Consider the following 19,615-nt stretch of genomic DNA (forward strand, 5'->3'; position numbering starts at 1 on the left):
AGCGCCACACTTCTAAAAAAAATTCAGACAGCGCAGAGCGGATACAGACTTACACAACGATAAATCTCACGCATAATGTCTGTCCTACGTTGCTAACGGGCCATGTCGGCCAGGGATGAAAAATGAAACACATACGCGTAGCCGCCTGCATTTTGATGCTGGCGCTGGCTGGGTGCGACAACAACGACAAAACCACAACTGTCGCCAAAAGCGATACGCCAGCGACGCAAACAAAGGCCACACCGCCTGTCCAGAAAGATCCGGCGCAGTTGCAAAAGCTGGCCCAGCAAAGCGAAGGCAAAGCCTTAACGCTGTTGGACGCATCAGAAGTGCAGCTCGATGGCGCCGCCACGCTGGTGCTGACTTTTTCCATTCCGCTCGATCCCGAACAGGATTTCGCCCGCACCGTGCATGTGGTGGATAAGAAAAGCGGCAAAGTCGATGGCGCCTGGGAGCTTTCGCCCAATCTGAAAGAGCTGCGTTTACGCCATCTGGAGCCTAATCGTTCTCTGGTGGTCACGGTTGAACGGGATCTTAAAGCGCTGAACAACGCGACTTTCGACATTACGTACGAAAAAGCGCTCACCACCCGTGACGTGCAGCCCAGCGTCGGCTTTGCCAGTCGTGGGTCGCTGCTGCCAGGAAAGGTGGTGGAAGGCCTGCCGGTCATGGCGTTGAATGTGAACAACGTAGACGTAAACTTTTTCCGCGTGAAGCCGGAATCGCTGGCGGCGTTCGTCAGCCAGTGGGAGTATCGCAATTCCCTTTCGAACTGGGAGTCCGACACGCTGCTGAAAATGGCCGATTTAGTCTATTCTGGCCGTTTCGACCTGAATCCGGCGCGCAACACCCGCGAAAAACTTCTCTTACCGCTCAGCGAGATTAAACCGCTGCAGCAGACCGGCGTTTATATCGCGGTCATGGCGAAAGCCGGTAAGTATGAATACAGCAATGCCGCGACGCTGTTTACCTTAAGCGACATTGGCGTCTCGGCGCATCGCTACCAGAACCGTCTGGATGTTTTTACCCAAAGTCTGGAAAACGGCGCGGCGCAGCAGGGCGTCAATGTCTCTCTGCTGGATGAGAAAGGCCAGACGCTGGCGCAGGCCACCAGCGACGGGAAAGGCCATCTGCAACTGGAGAACACGAAAAATGCCGCGTTGCTGTTAGCGCGGAAAGACGGTCAAACCACCCTGTTGGATCTCAAACTGCCGGCGCTGGACCTGGCCGAGTTCGATATCGCAGGCGCGCCAGGCTACAGCAAGCAATTCTTTATGTTCGGCCCGCGCGATCTCTATCGTCCGGGCGAAACGGTGATCCTCAATGGACTGCTGCGCGACAGCGACGGCAGGTCGCTGCCCGATCAGCCGGTTAAGCTCGAGGTGGTCAAACCGGACGGCCAGGTGATCCGCAGCGTGGTGAGTCAGGCTGAAAATGGCTTGTACCGCTTTACCTACCCGCTGGACAGCGGCGCGCCGACCGGCATGTGGCATATCCGCGCGAACACGGGCGATAACCAGAGCCGGATGTGGGACTTCCACGTGGAAGATTTTATGCCGGAACGAATGGCGCTGAACCTCAGTGGGCAGAAAACGCCATTAGCGCCTGCGGACAAGGTCAATTTCTCGGTTACCGGCTATTACCTGTATGGCGCGCCCGCAAATGGTAATGCTCTGCAAGGCCAGCTGTTCCTCCGACCATTGCGTGAAGCCGTTCCGGCGTTGCCGGGCTTCCAGTTTGGCAACATCGCGGAGGAGAACCTTTCACGTAGCCTGGACGAAGTGCAGTTAACGCTGGATGCGCAAGGGCGCGGAAAGGTCAGTACTGACAGCCAGTGGCGTGACGCCCATTCGCCGTTACAGGTGGTCTTGCAGGCCAGCCTGCTGGAGTCCGGTGGTCGCCCGGTCACACGCCGTGCGGAGCAGGCGATTTGGCCAGCCGACACGCTGCCGGGTATCCGTCCGCAGTTTGCGGTAAAAGCAGTGTATGACTATCGCACCGACACCACCGTCAATCAGCCTGTTGTCGACGAAGACAGCAACGCCGCGTTTGATATTGTTTATACCGATGCTCAGGGCGTGAAAAAAGCGGTATCCGGATTGCAGGTGCGGTTGATCCGTGAACGCCGTGATTACTACTGGAACTGGTCGGAAAGCGAGGGCTGGGAATCGCGCTTCGATCAAAAAGATCTGGTCGAAGGCGAACAGACGTTGGATCTCGGCGCCGATGAAACCGGTAAAGTGTCGTTTCCGGTGGAATGGGGCGCTTACCGACTGGAAGTCAAAGCGCCCAACGATGCTGTCAGCAGCGTTCGCTTTTGGGCGGGCTATAGCTGGCAGGACAACAGCGACGGCAGCGGGGCGGTACGTCCGGATCGCGTGACGTTGAAGCTCGATAAGCCCGCTTATCGTCCGGGCGACACCATCAGGCTGCATATTGCCGCGCCGGCGGCAGGCAAAGGTTATGCGATGGTGGAATCCAGCGAAGGCCCGGTGTGGTGGCAAGAAATTGACGTACCGGCGGCTGGATTGGATCTGTCAATTCCGGTAGATAAAGACTGGAATCGCCACGATCTTTATCTGAGTACGCTGGTGGTGCGTCCTGGGGATAAATCGCGTTCGGCGACGCCAAAACGCGCCGTAGGCTTGCTGCATCTGCCGTTAGGCGACGAAAATCGTCGCCTGGCGCTGACGCTGGAGAGCCCGGCGAAAATGCGGCCGAACCAGCCGTTGACGGTGAAAATTAAAGCCAGCGCCAAAAACGGCGCCGCGCCGAAACAGATAAACGTGCTGGTGTCCGCTGTGGACAGCGGCGTGCTGAATATTACCGATTACGTCACGCCGGATCCGTGGCAGGCGTTCTTCGGGCAAAAACGCTATGGCGCGGATATCTACGATATTTATGGTCAGGTCATTGAAGGTCAGGGACGTCTGGCGGCGTTGCGCTTTGGTGGCGATGGCGATGAGCTAAAACGCGGGGGTAAACCCCCGGTTAACCATGTCAATATTGTCGCCCAACAGGCGCAGCCAGTTACGCTAAACGAACAGGGCGAAGGCATCGTGACGTTGCCGATTGGCGATTTCAACGGTGAACTTCGGGTCATGGCGCAAGCGTGGACCGCAGAAGACTTCGGCAGTAGCGAAAGCAAAACCGTTGTGGCGGCGCCGGTTATCGCTGAACTGAATATGCCGCGCTTTATGGCCAGCGGCGACACGTCGCGTCTGGTGCTGGATATCACTAACCTTACGGACCAGCCGCAGACCCTAAACGTGGGGCTGACGACCCGCGGTCTGATTGAGTTGATCAGCGAGCAGCCTGCGCCAGTCAATCTTGCGCCGGGTGTGCGTACCACGCTGTTTATTCCGGTGCGCGCAAAAGAGGGCTTTGGCGATGGCGAGCTGCAGGCTACGCTCACTGGCCTGACGCTGCCGGGCGAAGCGGTGGGGGCGCAGCAAAAACAGTGGAAGATAGGCGTTCGTCCGGCATTCCCGGCGCAAACAACCCATCACGGCATTATGCTGCAATCAGGCGAAAGCTGGTCGGCGCCTGCCGATGTACTGGCCAATTTCTCGCCAGTCACCACCCAGGGACAACTGCTGTTCAGCGGTAAACCGCCGCTGAATCTGGCGCGTTATATCCGCGAACTGAAAGCCTATCCGTATGGCTGCCTGGAACAAACCACCAGCGGCCTGTTCCCGTCGCTTTATACTAACGCTGCGCAGCTTAAGGCGTTGGGCATTGCTGGCGACAGCGATGAAAAGCGCCGTGCGGCGATAGAAACCGGCATTTCACGTCTGCTGCAGATGCAGCGTGATAACGGCGGCTTTGCGCTGTGGGATAAAAACGGTCCGGAAGAATACTGGCTGACCGCGTACGCGATGGACTTTCTTGTCCGTGCGGGCGAGCAGGGCTACAGCGTCCCGGCGGAAAGCATTAACCAGGGGAACGCGCGTCTGCTGCGCTATCTTCAGGATCCGGGCATGATGTCGATTCGCTACGCCGATGACACCCGGGCGAGTAAGTTTGCCGTGCAGGCCTATGCCGCGCTGGTGCTGGCGCGTCAGCAGAAAGCGCCGCTTGGCGCGCTGCGTGAAATCTGGGAGCGTCGCGGTCAGGCGGCGTCCGGTTTACCGCTGCTGCAACTGGGGATTGCCCTGAAAAATATGGGGGATGCGAAGCGTAGCGACGAGGCGATTAGCCTGGCGTTGACGACGCCGCGCGACAGCGATCCTCAGTGGATGGCGGATTACGGCAGCCCACTTCGCGATAACGCGCTGATGCTGTCGCTGCTGGAAGAAAACAAGCTGAAGCCGGAAGCGCAGAACAGCTTGCTGAACACCCTCTCTGAACAGGCATTTGGTCAACGCTGGCTGTCAACGCAGGAGAATAACGCGTTGTTCCTTGCGGCGCGCACTCTTCAGGATCTGCCGGGAACCTGGCAGGCGCAGACGTCGCTTGAGACGCAGCCGTTGGCGGGCGATCGCGCGCAAACCCGCAATCTCGATGCCGATCAACTTGCCGCGCTGCAGGTGACCAACAGCGGCACACAGCCAATGTGGCTGCGCCTGGATGTCAGCGGCTACCCGCAAACCGCGCCAGCGCCAGCCAGCAATGTTTTGCACATTGAGCGCCATATTCTGGGCACTGATGGACAAAGCAAAGCGTTGGATTCGTTACGCAGTGGCGAACTGGTGCTGGTCTGGCTGGAAGTGAAGGCCAGCCAGAACGTGCCCGATGCGCTGGTGGTGGATCTGTTGCCAGCCGGTCTGGAACTGGAAAACCAGAACCTGTCCAATGGCAGCGCCAGCCTGCAGGAAAGCGGCAGCGAAGTGCAGAACCTGATTAACCAGATGCAACAGGCGGACATTCAGCACATGGAGTTCCGCGATGATCGCTTTGTCGCCGCCGTGGCGATCAATGAAGGGCAGCCCGTCACGCTGGTGTATCTGGCGCGCGCGGTGACGCCGGGAACGTACCAGGTGCCGACGCCGCTGGTGGAGTCAATGTATGTACCACAATGGCGGGCGATCGGCGCGGCTGACAATCTGCTGATTGTTAAGCCGTAAATGATCCGATTGTGTCGCAAACGCAACTGCTGGCTCTGGCTGGCAGTTGCGTCTGTCCTTCTGGTCGCCGCCGTTCTGGCGGCTGATAGAATCTGGCCCTTACCCCTGCGCGTAGTGAATCCGGCCCGTGTCGTCGTGGCGCATGACGGTACGCCGTTATGGCGATTCGCTGACGCGGAAGGGATCTGGCGTTATCCGGTTACCGTTGAAGAGGTCTCCCCCCGCTACCTTGAGGCGCTCATCAATTACGAAGATCGCTGGTTCTGGACGCACCCGGGGGTCAATCCGTTCTCTGTGCTTCGCGCGGCGTGGCAGGATCTGAGCGCCGGACGCGTGATTTCCGGCGGCAGCACCTTAACCATGCAGGTTGCCCGACTCCTTGACCCGCATCCGCGAACCTTCGGCGGCAAGTTTCGTCAACTCTGGCGCGCTTTTCAGCTCGAATGGCACCTCTCTAAGCGTGACATCCTGACCCTGTACCTCAATCGTGCGCCGTTTGGCGGGACTTTGCAGGGCGTCGGCGCGGCCAGTTGGGCTTACCTGGGTAAGCCTCCGACGCAGTTGAGTTATTCCGAAGCGGCTTTACTGGCGGTGCTGCCTCAGGCGCCGAGCCGTCTGCGTCCCGACCGGTGGCCGGAACGGGCAGAGGCCGCGCGAAATAAAGTGCTTGCGCGAATGGCGACCCAGGGCGTGTGGTCGCCAAAGCAGGTGCAGGAGTCGCGTGAAGAGCCTGTCTGGCTTGCGCCGAGACAAATGCCGCAGTTGGCGCCGTTGTTTTCGCGCATGATGTTGGGCAAAAGCCAGCGCGACAAAATCGTCACCACCCTGGATGCCGGGTTGCAAAGGCAACTGGAAGAGCTGGCGAATAACTGGAACGGAAGGCTTCCGGCGCGCAGTTCCCTGGCGATGATCGTGGTCGACCATACCGACATGAGTGTGCGTGGCTGGGTCGGCTCGGCAGATTTGAATGACGATACGCGATTCGGTCATGTGGATATGGTAAATGCGATCCGTTCACCCGGATCGGTGTTAAAGCCCTTTGTCTACGGCCTTGCGCTGGATGATGGGTTAATTCATCCGGCGTCTTTATTACAGGATGTGCCACGTCGTACCGGGGATTATCGGCCTGGCAATTTTGACAGCGGCTTCCACGGCCCCGTCAGCATGAGTGAGGCGCTGGTCAGATCGCTGAACCTGCCAGCGGTGCAGGTGCTGGAAGCCTACGGACCAAAACGTTTTGCGGCGAAACTGCGCAACGCCGGATTGCCGCTGTATCTGCCTGCGGGCGCCGCGCCGAATCTGTCGCTGATTCTGGGTGGCGCAGGCGCGCGGCTTGAGGAGATGGCGGCGGCGTATAGCGCGTTTGCCCGCCACGGTAAGGCGGGAAAGCTGCGCCTGCAACCGGACGAGCCGCTGATTGAGCGCCCATTGCTTTCGCCGGGCGCGGCATGGATCATCCGGAGAATCATGGCGGATGAAGCGCAGCCATTACCTGACAGCGCGCTACCCCGCGTCGCGCCGCTGGCCTGGAAAACCGGCACCAGCTACGGCTATCGCGACGCGTGGGCGATTGGCCTGAACGCTCGCTATGTGATCGGCATCTGGACCGGCAGACCGGATGGAACGCCCGTCGCCGGACAGTTTGGATTCGCCAGCGCCATTCCGCTGTTGAATCAGGTAAACAACTTGCTGCTGGCCCGCGGCGCATCGCTGCCGGAAGATCCGCGCCCTTCGTCAGTGACGCGAGGGACGGTTTGCTGGCCTGGCGGACAATCTCTTGCGGATGGCGACGCCAACTGTCGCCGTCGTCTGGCGAGCTGGCTGCTGGAGGGCGCACAGCCGCCGACGTTGCTGTTGCCTGAGCAGGAAGGCGTGAGCGGTATTCGTTTTCCTGTCTGGCTGGACGGCGCGGGAAAACGCGTTGCTGCCGACTGTCCGCAGGCGCGCGAGCGGACGCTGATCGTCTGGCCGCTGCCGCTGGAGCCGTGGTTACCGACCCCGGAGCGTCGTGCTGCAAGGCTGCCGCCGCCCTCCGTACAGTGCCCGCCGCTGGGACAGGACGCCCTTTTACCGCTTCAGCTTTCCGGCATACGTGACGGGGCGATAGTGAAGCGTTTACCGGGTAGTCTTGAGGCGAGCGTCGCGATTCAGAGCAGCGGTGGAAGCGGCGAACGTTGGTGGTTCCTTAATGGCGAACCGTTAAGCGAACGAGGATCTGCGATCACGTTGCGGCTCGTGGAAAACCGAGAATATCAACTGTTGGTGATGGATGGCGCAGGACAAATTGCGGCGGTGAGATTTTCCTTGCTGTAGTCGTCAGCGCCGTTTGTCAGGCCATCCGCCGCGAACGCATGCGTGTTGTTGCTAATACTCATCTTATTTTAAAAAAATGTTACCTTTATCCATAGGCAACAGTCAGGATGCTCTTTATAATCCGCGCCAGGTAAACAACAACAGAACACTTATCAGAGGTTAATAATGGCGATTGAACGTACTTTTTCCATCATCAAGCCAAACGCGGTGGCAAAAAACGTTATTGGTAATATCTTTGCGCGCTTTGAAGCAGCAGGGTTTAAAATTGTCGGCACAAAAATGCTGCACCTGACCGTAGAACAGGCTCGCGGTTTTTATGCTGAGCACGACGGTAAGCCGTTCTTTGACGGTCTGGTGGAGTTTATGACCTCTGGCCCGATCGTGGTCTCTGTTCTGGAAAGCGAAAACGCGGTGCAGCGTCATCGCGATCTGCTGGGCGCAACCAACCCGGCAAACGCCCTGGCGGGTACCCTGCGCGCGGACTACGCGGACAGCTTCACCGAAAACGGCACCCATGGTTCCGACTCCCTGGAATCCGCGAAACGCGAAATCGCCTTCTTCTTCGGAGAAGGCGAGGTGTGCCCGCGTACTCGTTAATAATTTCGTAAATGCCGCGTGCAGACGTGGCATCCTTGCGCCAGAATTTGTACAATGCAGCGCCCCAGGACGAGCACCGCTCACCGGGGCGCTTCTTTTTCAACCCTCCAGGGGCCATAACGTGTAATAACGAGGCCGGAATAGAATATGTCTGAACACATTGTCACGCCTGAAAGCATCACCCCGGTAGTTCCCAATAAAGATGGAAAAATCAACCTGTTGGATCTCAACCGCCAGCAGTTGCGGGAGTTTTTTAAAGAATTAGGTGAAAAACCCTTCCGCGCCGATCAGGTGATGAAGTGGATGTATCACTATTGCTGCGACAACTTTGATGAGATGACCGACATCAACAAAGTTCTGCGCGGTAAGCTGAAAGAGGTGGCGGAAATCCGCGCGCCGGAAGTGGTTGAAGAACAGCGCTCCTCCGACGGCACCATCAAATGGGCGATTGCCGTCGGCGATCAGCGCGTTGAAACGGTATACATCCCGGAAGACGACCGCGCCACGCTGTGCGTCTCTTCTCAGGTAGGTTGTGCGCTGGAATGTAAATTCTGCTCAACGGCCCAGCAGGGATTTAACCGTAACCTGCGCGTTTCTGAAATCATCGGCCAGGTGTGGCGCGCGGCGAAAATCGTTGGCGCGGCGAAAGTCACCGGCCAGCGCCCGATCACTAACGTGGTGATGATGGGGATGGGCGAACCGTTGCTCAACCTGACCAATGTGGTTCCGGCGATGGAAATCATGCTGGATGATTTCGGCTTTGGCTTGTCCAAACGTCGCGTCACGTTGTCCACTTCCGGCGTCGTGCCTGCGCTGGACAAATTAGGCGACATGATCGATGTCGCGCTGGCGATCTCGTTGCACGCGCCGAACGATGAAATTCGAGACGAAATTGTCCCTATCAACAAGAAATACAATATCGAAACGTTCCTCGCCGCGGTGCGCCGCTATCTGGAGAAATCCAACGCTAACCAGGGGCGCGTGACCATCGAATATGTCATGCTCGATCACGTCAATGACGGAACCGAGCACGCGCATCAGTTGGCGGAGTTGCTGAAAGATACGCCATGTAAGATCAACCTGATCCCCTGGAACCCGTTCCCGGGCGCGCCGTATGGCCGCAGCTCCAATAGCCGCATCGATCGTTTCTCGAAAGTGCTCATGGGTTACGGGTTTACCACCATTGTGCGTAAAACCCGCGGCGATGATATCGACGCCGCCTGCGGTCAACTGGCCGGGGATGTTATCGATCGGACCAAGCGTACCCTGCGTAAACGTATGCAGGGCGAGGCTATCGACGTGAAAGCGATCTGATAAATATTGCGTCACTGCCCGTTTTATGTGCAGTGACGCAATGTTATTTGAATGAGGGCCGCGCTTGTACTCGTCTGGTCAATAATAACGGTGCGTTTTTGTCGACTTTAAGGCAGTATGTACGGTGCAACAATAGTTTAGCCCTCTGGCTTGAGCTGTTTTTGTTAAGAGTGACCTGACAGGCTTATACTGTCTGACTAAGGTTAACTGACCAGATGTTTCGCGGTGTGGGTGGGCATTGTGACTCGCCGGCGCCTGAATCCAAATTTACACCAGCAGCTGTAGCGAATGAATACTGAAGCCACTCACGACCAACATGAAGCACAATCCACTGGCGTTCGTCTGCGTAATGCCCGTGAACAACTCGGACTCAGCCAACAGGCTGTCGCTGAGCGACTTTGCCTGAAGGTGTCTACCGTACGTGATATCGAAGACGATAAGGCCCCGGCCGATCTTGCTTCGACCTTCCTGCGCGGGTACATCCGCTCCTATGCGCGTCTGGTGCATATCCCTGAAGAAGAGCTGCTGCCTGGCCTGGAAAAACAGGCGCCTGTCCGTGCGGCGAAAGTGGCGCCGATGCAGAGCTTCTCATTAGGTAAACGGCGCAAAAAGCGCGACGGCTGGTTGATGACGTTTACCTGGCTGGTGCTGTTTGTGGTCGTCGGCCTGACGGGCGCCTGGTGGTGGCAAAACCATAAGGCGCAGCAGGAGGAGATCACGACGATGGCCGATCAGTCCGCCGCTGAGCTGAACGCAAATGGCGCAACGACGCAGAGCGTGCCGCTGGATACCAGCGCCGCAGCAAGTCAGGATAATACTCCTGCGTCGACCGGTCCGGCGGAAACCGCGCAAACGCCAGCGCCAACCACAACGGCGCCAGCGGTTGACCCGCAGCAGAACGCCGTTGTGTCGCCTTCTCAGGCTAACGTGGATACCGCCACGACGTCTCCGGCCACCCCTGCGCCACAGTCCGCGACGGACGGTACAGCAACGCTGCCAACCGATCCGGCAGGCACGGCGGCACCTGCTGTCGACCCGAACGCGCTGGTGATGAACTTCACCGCCGACTGCTGGCTGGAAGTGACAGATGCGACCGGCAAAAAGCTGTTCAGCGGTATGCAGCGTAAAGATGGCAATTTAAACCTAACCGGGCAGGCGCCTTATAAGCTTAAAATTGGCGCTCCGGCGGCGGTGCAGATCCAGTATCAAGGAAAACCTGTCGATCTGAGCCGTTTTATCAGAACTAACCAGGTTGCGCGTCTGACCCTCAATGCCGAACAATCACCGGCGCAGTAACAGACGGGTAACGCGGGAGATTTTTCATGCATAACCAGGCTCCAATTCAACGTAGAAAATCAACGCGTATTTACGTTGGGAATGTGCCGATTGGCGATGGCGCCCCCATCGCCGTACAGTCGATGACCAATACGCGGACCACGGACGTGGAAGCGACGGTTAACCAGATAAAAGCGCTGGAACGCGTTGGCGCAGATATTGTTCGCGTCTCCGTCCCCACCATGGATGCCGCAGAAGCCTTTAAGCTCATCAAACAGCAGGTTTCTGTTCCGCTGGTGGCCGACATTCACTTTGACTACCGTATCGCGCTGAAAGTGGCGGAATATGGTGTGGACTGTCTGCGTATCAACCCTGGCAATATCGGTAATGAAGAGCGTATCCGCATGGTGGTGGATTGCGCGCGCGACAAAAATATCCCGATCCGTATCGGCGTTAACGCCGGGTCGCTGGAAAAAGATCTGCAGGAAAAATATGGCGAACCGACGCCGCAGGCGCTGCTGGAATCGGCAATGCGCCATGTCGATCATCTCGATCGTCTCAATTTCGATCAGTTTAAAGTCAGCGTGAAAGCCTCCGATGTCTTCCTCGCCGTTGAGTCTTATCGCCTGTTAGCGCGTCAGATCGCTCAGCCGCTGCACTTAGGCATCACCGAAGCCGGCGGCGCACGCAGCGGCGCGGTGAAATCCGCGATCGGCCTCGGGCTGCTGCTGTCTGAAGGGATCGGCGACACCCTGCGCGTCTCGCTGGCAGCCGATCCGGTGGAAGAGATCAAAGTCGGTTTTGATATTCTCAAATCACTGCGTATTCGCTCACGCGGCATCAATTTTATTGCCTGCCCGACCTGTTCGCGCCAGGAGTTCGACGTGATCGGTACGGTGAACGCGCTGGAGCAGCGGCTGGAAGATATCATCACCCCGATGGACGTTTCTATCATTGGCTGTGTGGTCAACGGGCCGGGTGAAGCGCTGGTCTCCACGCTGGGCGTGACGGGCGGCAACAAGAAAAGTGGTCTCTATGAAGATGGCGTTCGTAAAGATCGTCTGGATAATAACGACATGATTGACCAGCTTGAAGCCCGCATTCGCGCCAAAGCGACAATGCTCGACGAAGCGCAGCGCATCAACGTGCAGCAGGTTGAAAAATAATAACGTGATGGGAAGCGCGTAGCTTCCCGTGTATGATTGAACCCGCATGGCTCCCGTCTCGTTCGGGAAAGCGCTGAGGGTTCATTTTTATATTCAGAAAGAGAATAAACGTGGCAAAAAACATTCAAGCCATTCGCGGCATGAACGATTATCTGCCTGGCGAAACCGCCATCTGGCAGCGCATTGAAGGCACACTCAAAAACGTGCTCGGTAGCTACGGTTACAGTGAAATCCGCCTGCCGATTGTAGAGCAGACCCCGTTATTCAAACGCGCGATTGGTGAAGTTACTGACGTCGTTGAAAAAGAGATGTATACCTTCGAGGACCGCAATGGCGATAGCCTGACCCTGCGTCCTGAAGGAACGGCAGGCTGTGTACGCGCCGGCATCGAGCATGGTCTTCTGTACAATCAGGAACAACGTCTGTGGTACATCGGACCGATGTTTCGCCACGAGCGTCCGCAGAAAGGGCGCTATCGCCAGTTCCACCAGTTGGGCGTCGAAGCCTTTGGCCTGCAGGGGCCGGACATTGACGCTGAGCTTATCATGCTGACAGCACGCTGGTGGCGTGCGCTGGGGATCGCCGGGCACGTTAACCTGGAGCTGAACTCTATTGGTTCTCTGGCGGCGCGCGCCAGTTATCGCGATGCGCTGGTCGCCTTCCTGGAACAGCACGTTGAGAAGCTTGACGAAGACTGCAAACGTCGTATGTACAGCAACCCGCTGCGCGTTCTGGACTCCAAAAATCCGGACGTACAGGCGCTGCTTAACGATGCGCCGCAGCTTGGCGACTATCTGGACGACGATTCCCGCGAACACTTTGCCGGCCTGTGTAAACTGCTGGAAGCCGCGGGCATTGGCTATACCGTTAATCAGCGTCTGGTTCGCGGCCTTGACTACTACAACCGTACCGTTTTTGAATGGGTGACCAGCAGCCTGGGTTCCCAGGGCACCGTTTGCGCTGGCGGCCGCTATGACGGACTGGTGGAACAGCTTGGTGGCCGGGCGACCCCGGCGGTGGGCTTCGCAATGGGGCTTGAGCGCCTTGTTTTACTTGTTCAGGCGGTGAATCCGGAATTTACTGCCGATCCTGTTGTCGATATATACCTGGTGGCTTCAGGCGCGGATACGCAGTCTGCGGCAATGACGCTGGCGGAACGTTTACGGGATGACCTCCCGGGCGTGAAGCTGATGACAAACCACGGCGGCGGCAACTTTAAGAAACAGTTTGCCCGCGCTGATAAGTGGGGCGCCCGCATTGCGCTGGTGCTTGGCGAGTCCGAAGTGGCTGCCGGTACTGTCGTTGTGAAAGATTTGCGCTCCGGTGAGCAAACGGCGGTTGCACAGGATAGCGTTGCAACGCATTTGCGCACGTTAATGGCTTAAGGAGAAGGACTGCGTGGAAATTTACGAGAACGAAAACGACCAGGTTGACGCGATTAAACGCTTCTTTGCCGAAAACGGCAAAGCCCTGGCGGTTGGGGTGATTTTAGGGGTTGGCGCGCTGATTGGCTGGCGCTACTGGACCAGTCACCAGACTGAATCCGCACGCTCTGCTTCTCAGGCTTATCAGACCGTCGTGAGCTCGCTCAGCGCGGATAACGCAGAAAACCTGTCTGCGGCGGAAAAATTTGCTGCTGAGAATAAAAACACCTACGGCGCGTTAGCGTCGATGGAGCTGGCGCAACAGTTTGTCGACCAGAATCAACTTGATAAAGCCGTGACCCAGCTACAGCAGGGACTGGCGGCCACCAGTGACGAAAACCTTAAGGCGGTTATCTCACTGCGTCTGGCTCGCGTTCAGGTACAGCTTAAACAGGCTGACACTGCGCTGCAAACCCTCGACACCGTAAAAGGTGAAGGCTGGGCGGCGATTGTTGCCGATCTGCGTGGCGAAGCGTTGTTGAGCAAAGGCGACAAGAAAGGTGCGCGTAGTGCATGGGAAGCAGGCGTAAACAGCAAAGCCTCCCCGGCACTGAGCGAAATGTTGCAGATGAAAATCAATAATTTGTCCATCTGAGAGGGACCCGATGCAATTGCGTAAATTACTTCTGCCAGGACTGCTGTCCGTTACCCTGTTGAGCGGCTGTTCACTGTTTAGCGGCGAAGAAGACGTTGTTAAAATGTCCCCATTACCGGTGGTTGAGAACCAGTTTACCCCGTCTACCGTCTGGAGCACCTCTGTGGGCAACGGGATCGGTGATTTCTATTCCAACCTCCATCCTGCGCTGGCAGATAACGTGGTTTACGCCGCCGATCGTGCGGGCGTGGTGAAAGCGTTAAATGCCGACGACGGCAAAGAGATCTGGTCGGTTAACCTCAACGAGAAAGATGGCTGGTTCTCCCGCGCGCCTGCGCTGCTGTCTGGCGGCGTGACGGTGTCTGGCGGTCATGTTTACCTGGGCAGTGAAAAAGCCCAGGTATATGCCCTGAACACCGCGGACGGTACCGTTGCGTGGCAGACCAAAGTCGCGGGCGAAGCGCTGTCGCGTCCGGTGGTCAGCGACGGCCTGGTGCTGATTCATACCAGTAACGGCCAGTTGCAGGCGCTGAACGAAGCGGATGGCGCGATCAAGTGGACCGTCAACCTTGATATGCCTTCTCTGTCTCTGCGCGGCGAGTCTGCGCCAGCGACGGCCTTCGGCGCGGCGATTGTCGGCGGCGATAACGGTCGCGTAAGCGCCGTGCTGATGCAGCAGGGCCAGATGATTTGGCAGCAGCGTATTTCTCAGGCGACGGGCTCTACAGAAATCGACCGTCTCAGCGATGTCGATACCACGCCAGTTATCGTTGACGGTATCGTCTATGCGCTGGCGTATAATGGTAACCTGACGGCGCTGGATCTGCGCAGCGGTCAGATCATGTGGAAACGTGAACTGGGGTCAGTGAACGATTTCATCGTTGACGGCAACCGTATTTATCTGGTGGATCAGAATGACCGCATACTGGCGTTGACCACCGACGGCGGCGTAACTCTGTGGACACAGAGCGATCTGCTGCACCGTCTGCTGACCTCTCCGGTGCTGTACAATGGTAATCTGGTGGTGGGCGACAGCGAAGGTTACCTGCACTGGCTCAACGTTGAAGATGGCCGCTTTGTGGCACAGCAGGAAGTTGACAGCTCCGGCTTCCAGACCGAACCGGTGTCTGCCGACGGCAAACTGCTGATCCAGGCGAAAGACGGTACCGTATACGCGATTACACGTTAATCGTTCCGGTCGTGCGCGTTAAAAAACGGCTCCTGGTGCAGGGGCCGTTTTCCTGTTTTTAACAACGGCGCAAAAATCGCGTCTGTTGTCTGATGATTTATAAAATGAGGCTTTAAACATGGTACCTGTGGTCGCGCTTGTCGGGCGCCCTAACGTCGGAAAATCCACGTTATTTAACCGTCTAACCCGTACCCGGGATGCGCTGGTTGCGGATTTCCCGGGTCTGACTCGTGACCGTAAGTACGGTCGTGCGGAAATTGATGGTCGCGAGTTTATCTGTATTGATACTGGCGGTATTGACGGGACGGAAGACGGTGTAGAAACCCGTATGGCGGAACAGTCCCTGCTGGCGATTGAAGAAGCGGACGTTGTACTGTTTATGGTGGACGCCCGCGCGGGCCTGATGCCTGCTGACGAAGCCATCGCTCAGCATCTGCGTTCCCGTGAAAAACCGACCTTCCTCGTCGCCAACAAAACCGACGGCCTCGATCCGGACCAGGCGGTTGTGGATTTCTACTCCCTGGGGCTGGGGGAAATTCACCCGATCGCCGCGTCTCATGGTCGTGGCGTTCTCAGCCTGCTGGAGCACGTTCTGCTGCCGTGGATGGACGATGTCGCGCCGCAGGAAGAGGTGGATGAAGACGCCGAATACTGGGCGCAGTATGACGCCGACGAGAACGGGGAAGAAGAGCCGGCAGATGATTTTAACCCGCAGGATCTGCCGATCAAGCTGGCGATAGTCGGACGACCGAACGTGGGTAAGTCTACGCTTACTAACCGCATTCTGGGTGAGGACCGCGTGGTAGTCTACGACATGCCCGGCACCACGCGCGACAGCATTTATATCCCCATGCAGCGTGACGAGCGTGAATATGTGCTGATTGATACCGCAGGGGTGCGTAAGCGCGGCAAGATTACCGACGCGGTGGAAAAGTTCTCGGTAATCAAGACGCTGCAGGCGATAGAAGACGCTAACGTGGTGCTGCTGGTGATTGATGCCCGCGAAGGGATTTCCGATCAGGACCTGTCGCTGCTGGGGTTCATCCTTAATAGTGGGCGCTCACTTGTTATTGTGGTGAACAAGTGGGATGGCCTGACGCAGGAAGTGAAAGAGCAGGTGAAAGAGACGCTGGACTTCCGTCTGGGCTTTATCGACTTTGCCCGCGTACACTTTATCTCCGCACTTCACGGCAGCGGGGTCGGCAACCTGTTTGAATCCGTACGTGAGGCCTATGACAGCTCCACCCGTCGCGTCAGCACCGCGATGCTAACCCGCATCATGACGATGGCGGTGGAAGATCACCAGCCGCCGTTGGTGCGTGGCCGCCGCGTGAAGCTGAAATACGCCCACGCCGGTGGTTACAACCCGCCAATCGTGGTGATTCACGGCAACCAGGTTAAAGACCTGCCGGACTCTTACAAGCGTTATCTGATGAACTACTTCCGTAAGTCGCTGGAAGTGATGGGGACACCGATTCGTATCCAGTTCAAAGAAGGGGAAAACCCGTATGCGAATAAGCGTAATACGCTGACCCCGACGCAGATGCGCAAGCGTAAGCGCCTGATTAAACATATCAAGAAAAGTAAGTAATCACTTAAGCCCTCTCTCAGGAGAGGGCACACATCCAGATAGGGAGACTGCTATGGAACTTCGTTGTCCAGACTGCCAAAATCCGCTGGAACGTAACGGTGAGACTGCGCATTGTGCGACGTGCAATGTCGATTATGCCCTTGCGGCGCTGTGCCCGTACTGCCATAAGCCGCTACAGATCTTAAAAGCCTGTGGCGCGGTGGATTACTTTTGCCAGAATGGCCATGGCCTGATTTCAAAAAAACGCGTTGAGTTTGCCCTGACGCGAACTTAATCGCACACGCAATCCTCTCCTTTTTGCCAAAGCTCAACGAGCGAAGCGGGCGCGTCATTTTCCGGCACCAGCACGATGATATCGGCGTATCCCGCCTGATCGTGCCGGGTCCAGACGATCTGAATACGAAAATAGCGCTGATCGCCTCGCCCCGGCGAATCCGCCTGACCCGGCGGCGTGCCGACGGACAGGCTTTGCCGCAGGATGTCGGCAACGCGCTGACGCTGGGCCTCAGACAAGGTGGAAAGGGCAATTTTGCGCTGTTGACTCAGCTTCGGGATAAACGCGACGCCGCCTTCGCGTGCCAGTTCCACAACGGCGTCATCAGTGAGTTCAGGGATATCCATTACATCACTCCTGTGGCTTTCCAGGCGTCCTCAATGGCCTGCGCCGTTTCTTTACCGCTACGTTTTTCGCCGTGATGAATGGTTAAACGCGCGAAATCAATGAAGTCGGCATCCTGCGCCAGTTGGCGATCGCACACTGTATCGTACCAGGCATAGCCAGCCTTCTCCCATGCGTAACCGCCGAGCGCCGTCGCGGCAAGGTAAAACGCCCGGTTAGGAATGCCGGAATTAAGGTGCACGCCGCCGTTGTCCTCACGCGTTTTGATAAAATCGCGCATATGACCGGGCTGTGGATCTTTGCCAAGCAGCGGATCATCATAGGCGGTACCCGGTGCCGACATTGAGCGTAATCCCTTGCCGTTGATACCTTCCGCCAGCAGCCCTTCGCCGATGAGCCAGTCGGCCTGGTCCGCGGTTTGCCCCAGATGGTATTGCTTTACCAGCGCGCCAAACACGTCAGATAGCGATTCATTGAGCGCGCCCGCCTGCTCAAAGTAGATCAGTCCGGCTTCGGATTCCGTGATCCCATGCGCCAGTTCGTGCGCCACCACGTCAATGGCAATCGTGAAACGGTTAAAAATCTCGCCATCGCCGTCGCCAAACACCATCTGCTGCCCGTTCCAGAAGGCGTTCTGGTACTCGCGTCCGTAATGAACCGTGCCGGTGAGAATTAACCCTTTGTTATCCAACGAGTCGCGCTGCCAGTTTTTCCAGAAAAAGTCATGGGTTATGCCGAGATAATCATAGGCTTCATCTACCGCCACGTCGCCATTCGAAGGATGGCCCTCATAACGGACCTGCGTGCCGGGCAGTTCCTGGGTCTGCTTCGCATCGTAAATGTCGCGTTCCAGTTGGCCAGCCTGACTGACGTGCGGCGCGGCGGGCTTGCCCGGCATATGCGCCATCAGGGTCTGCACGTGGCTCAGCGTTTGTCGTGCGCACCGCTGCTGCGGTTCAGAACCTGTTTCGATAATGCGACGCAGGATATAAGGCGGGATGACGCTGTAAAAGTGGGGCATGCTGTTCTCCTGAATTCTGGCAAGGCCGAATAAATAAGGAATAACAGCAGTATAGTGTGAAAATTAAACGCTTTTACGCTGGCGGGATTTTTTTACCGTTTTGACGGCTTTCACTTCGCTTTCCACCCAGCCATCGGTGACCCGGGTGGTCAGCAGATCGCCAGCCTTCACCTGTTTAGTGTGTTTCAGCACATTGCCGTCGGCGCTGCTGGTCACGCTGTAGCCGCGTGCCAGAGTGGAGAGCGGACTGACGGCTTCCAGATGAGTGACCGCATTGCCGAAGCGTTCGCGCGTTTGGCTCAGGCGCGCGCGTATTGTATCCGCCAGACGATATTCCAGTTGCTGAATACGGCTTTGCGCCCGGTGAATGCGTGGCTGAGGATTTTGGTGACTGAGGCGCTGTAATAAGCGGAATTGCTGCTGGCCGGAACGCTTAAGCTGGCTGTCAATCGCGATATTCATCCGCTGTTGTAATCGTTCCAGCGCCGTCTGCTGACGCGCCAGTCGCAGCTGCGGATGCTGCTGTTGCAGACGATGATGCAACTGTGTAAAGCGACGGCTGCGGTTTGCGAGAAAATAGTCCATCGCCATGCCAAGGCGCTGCTGGGCAGACTGAAGCTGGCGCACCAGCTCCTGCTGGTTGCGGCTGACCATTTCAGCGGCTGCTGAAGGGGTCGGCGCGCGCAGATCGCCGACAAAATCGGCAATCGTCACGTCCGTTTCGTGTCCGACGGCGCTCACTACCGGAATGCGACTGGCGAAGATTGCCCGCGCCACCCGTTCATCATTGAAGCTCCATAAATCTTCCAGTGAACCGCCGCCGCGTCCGACAATCAGCACGTCACACTCGTTACGCATGTTCGCCAGTTCGATGGCGCGCACGATTTGCCCTGGCGCATCGTCACCCTGTACGGCGGTCGGATAAATAATGACCGGGAGGGACGGATCGCGGCGTTTGAGTACGTGGAGAATATCATGCAGCGCAGCGCCGGTTTTCGAGGTGATCACCCCGACGCAGCGGGCAGGGGAGGGAAGCGGTTTTTTAAACTGCTGATCGAACAAACCTTCTGCCGAAAGCGTGGCTTTTAGCTGTTCGAATTTTTGCTGGAGCAGCCCTTCACCCGCGGGCTGCATGCTCTCGACGATAATCTGGTAATCGCCGCGCGGCTCGTAGAGGGTGATATTGGCGCGCACCAGCACCTGCTGCCCGTGTTGCGGGCGGAAAGTAATCCGGCGGTTGCTGTTGCGAAACATCGCACAGCGCACCTGGGCGGCGTCATCTTTCAGGGTGAAATACCAGTGGCCTGACGCGGGCTGGGAGAAATTCGAAATTTCGCCGCTGATCCAGACCTGTCCCATCTCTTGTTCCAACAGCAGACGAACCGTCTGATTAAGGCGGCTTACGGTAAAAATGGCGGAAGTCTGAGAGGATAACATGTGAGCGG

The 19,615-nt window shown here is 57.3% G+C and carries 14 protein-coding genes; 11 read left to right on the top strand and 3 right to left on the bottom strand.

Annotated elements, in window-relative coordinates; all coding sequences use genetic code 11:
- The first annotated feature begins 122 nt into the window (after nt 1-122).
- The 11 genes from APU02_RS15270 to APU02_RS15320 all read left to right on the top strand — a co-directional run bounded on the left by APU02_RS15270 (nt 123) and on the right by APU02_RS15320 (nt 16,804).
- Complete coding sequence (locus tag APU02_RS15270) at nt 123-5,066, top strand: alpha-2-macroglobulin (protein ID WP_060570499.1); 4,944 nt, start codon at nt 123-125, stop codon at nt 5,064-5,066.
- The gene (pbpC, locus tag APU02_RS15275) at nt 5,067-7,379 is read left to right on the top strand and encodes a peptidoglycan glycosyltransferase PbpC (RefSeq protein ID WP_060570500.1); all 2,313 of its coding nucleotides are present in this window, start codon (nt 5,067-5,069) and stop codon (nt 7,377-7,379) included.
- Nucleotides 7,380-7,544: 165 nt separating this feature from the next.
- Nucleotides 7,545-7,976 (top strand): nucleoside-diphosphate kinase, encoded by a 432-nt coding sequence (gene ndk / locus APU02_RS15280; protein ID WP_042291400.1) that lies wholly within the window; start codon nt 7,545-7,547, stop codon nt 7,974-7,976.
- A 147-nt stretch (nt 7,977-8,123) separates the two neighbouring features.
- Nucleotides 8,124-9,290, top strand: coding sequence for a bifunctional tRNA (adenosine(37)-C2)-methyltransferase TrmG/ribosomal RNA large subunit methyltransferase RlmN (locus tag APU02_RS15285; protein WP_060570502.1), 1,167 nt, complete (start codon nt 8,124-8,126; stop codon nt 9,288-9,290).
- A gap of 288 nt (nt 9,291-9,578) precedes the next feature.
- Nucleotides 9,579-10,586: a cytoskeleton protein RodZ gene (rodZ, locus tag APU02_RS15290; RefSeq protein WP_042291396.1), complete on the top strand. Its 1,008-nt coding sequence runs from the start codon at nt 9,579-9,581 to the stop codon at nt 10,584-10,586.
- 26 nt (nt 10,587-10,612) lie between these two features.
- A complete protein-coding gene (gene ispG / locus APU02_RS15295) occupies nt 10,613-11,731 on the top strand; it encodes a flavodoxin-dependent (E)-4-hydroxy-3-methylbut-2-enyl-diphosphate synthase (RefSeq protein WP_042291394.1) in 1,119 nt (372 codons plus the stop codon).
- Between the two features lie 110 nt (nt 11,732-11,841).
- Entirely contained in the window at nt 11,842-13,116 is a 1,275-nt protein-coding gene (gene hisS / locus APU02_RS15300; RefSeq protein WP_042291391.1) for a histidine--tRNA ligase, read from the top strand.
- Nucleotides 13,117-13,129: 13 nt separating this feature from the next.
- On the top strand, nt 13,130-13,750 hold the full coding sequence (locus APU02_RS15305) for a YfgM family protein (RefSeq protein WP_060570503.1): 621 nt from the start codon (nt 13,130-13,132) through the stop codon (nt 13,748-13,750).
- Nucleotides 13,751-13,760: 10 nt separating this feature from the next.
- Complete coding sequence (bamB, locus tag APU02_RS15310; RefSeq protein WP_042291385.1) at nt 13,761-14,939, top strand: outer membrane protein assembly factor BamB; 1,179 nt, start codon at nt 13,761-13,763, stop codon at nt 14,937-14,939.
- A gap of 118 nt (nt 14,940-15,057) precedes the next feature.
- Complete coding sequence (gene der / locus APU02_RS15315; RefSeq protein WP_060570505.1) at nt 15,058-16,530, top strand: ribosome biogenesis GTPase Der; 1,473 nt, start codon at nt 15,058-15,060, stop codon at nt 16,528-16,530.
- A 52-nt stretch (nt 16,531-16,582) separates the two neighbouring features.
- Nucleotides 16,583-16,804 carry a zinc ribbon domain-containing protein gene (locus tag APU02_RS15320; RefSeq protein WP_060570506.1) on the top strand — a complete coding sequence of 74 codons (222 nt, stop codon included), beginning with the start codon at nt 16,583-16,585 and terminating at the stop codon, nt 16,802-16,804.
- Here the strand turns inward: APU02_RS15320 and APU02_RS15325 are convergent.
- The 3 genes from APU02_RS15325 to xseA form a co-directional block, all read right to left on the bottom strand.
- Entirely contained in the window at nt 16,801-17,151 is a 351-nt protein-coding gene (locus APU02_RS15325) for a protealysin inhibitor emfourin (protein ID WP_042291377.1), read from the bottom strand. The two genes, APU02_RS15320 and APU02_RS15325, sit on opposite strands and share 4 nt — an antisense overlap.
- Entirely contained in the window at nt 17,151-18,170 is a 1,020-nt protein-coding gene (locus APU02_RS15330) for a M4 family metallopeptidase (RefSeq protein ID WP_042291373.1), read from the bottom strand. The genes APU02_RS15325 and APU02_RS15330 overlap by 1 nt, the downstream gene beginning before the upstream one ends.
- Nucleotides 18,171-18,233: 63 nt before the next feature.
- Nucleotides 18,234-19,607 carry an exodeoxyribonuclease VII large subunit gene (gene xseA / locus APU02_RS15335; protein WP_060570507.1) on the bottom strand — a complete coding sequence of 458 codons (1,374 nt, stop codon included), beginning with the start codon at nt 19,605-19,607 and terminating at the stop codon, nt 18,234-18,236.
- Nucleotides 19,608-19,615: the final 8 nt, after the last annotated feature.

It is taken from the genome of Citrobacter sp. 50677481, assembly GCF_001463265.1.
GTDB classification, from domain to species: domain Bacteria; phylum Pseudomonadota; class Gammaproteobacteria; order Enterobacterales; family Enterobacteriaceae; genus Citrobacter_A; species Citrobacter_A sedlakii.

Coding starts and splice junctions, on each gene's coding strand:
- APU02_RS15270 (WP_060570499.1), top strand. CDS start 123: ATGAAACACATACGCGTAGCCGCCTGCATTTTGATGCTGGCGCTGGCT.
- pbpC (WP_060570500.1), top strand. CDS start 5,067: ATGATCCGATTGTGTCGCAAACGCAACTGCTGGCTCTGGCTGGCAGTT.
- ndk (WP_042291400.1), top strand. CDS start 7,545: ATGGCGATTGAACGTACTTTTTCCATCATCAAGCCAAACGCGGTGGCA.
- APU02_RS15285 (WP_060570502.1), top strand. CDS start 8,124: ATGTCTGAACACATTGTCACGCCTGAAAGCATCACCCCGGTAGTTCCC.
- rodZ (WP_042291396.1), top strand. CDS start 9,579: ATGAATACTGAAGCCACTCACGACCAACATGAAGCACAATCCACTGGC.
- ispG (WP_042291394.1), top strand. CDS start 10,613: ATGCATAACCAGGCTCCAATTCAACGTAGAAAATCAACGCGTATTTAC.
- bamB (WP_042291385.1), top strand. CDS start 13,761: ATGCAATTGCGTAAATTACTTCTGCCAGGACTGCTGTCCGTTACCCTG.
- der (WP_060570505.1), top strand. CDS start 15,058: ATGGTACCTGTGGTCGCGCTTGTCGGGCGCCCTAACGTCGGAAAATCC.
- APU02_RS15320 (WP_060570506.1), top strand. CDS start 16,583: ATGGAACTTCGTTGTCCAGACTGCCAAAATCCGCTGGAACGTAACGGT.
- APU02_RS15325 (WP_042291377.1), bottom strand. CDS start 17,151: ATGGATATCCCTGAACTCACTGATGACGCCGTTGTGGAACTGGCACGC.
- APU02_RS15330 (WP_042291373.1), bottom strand. CDS start 18,170: ATGCCCCACTTTTACAGCGTCATCCCGCCTTATATCCTGCGTCGCATT.
- xseA (WP_060570507.1), bottom strand. CDS start 19,607: ATGTTATCCTCTCAGACTTCCGCCATTTTTACCGTAAGCCGCCTTAAT.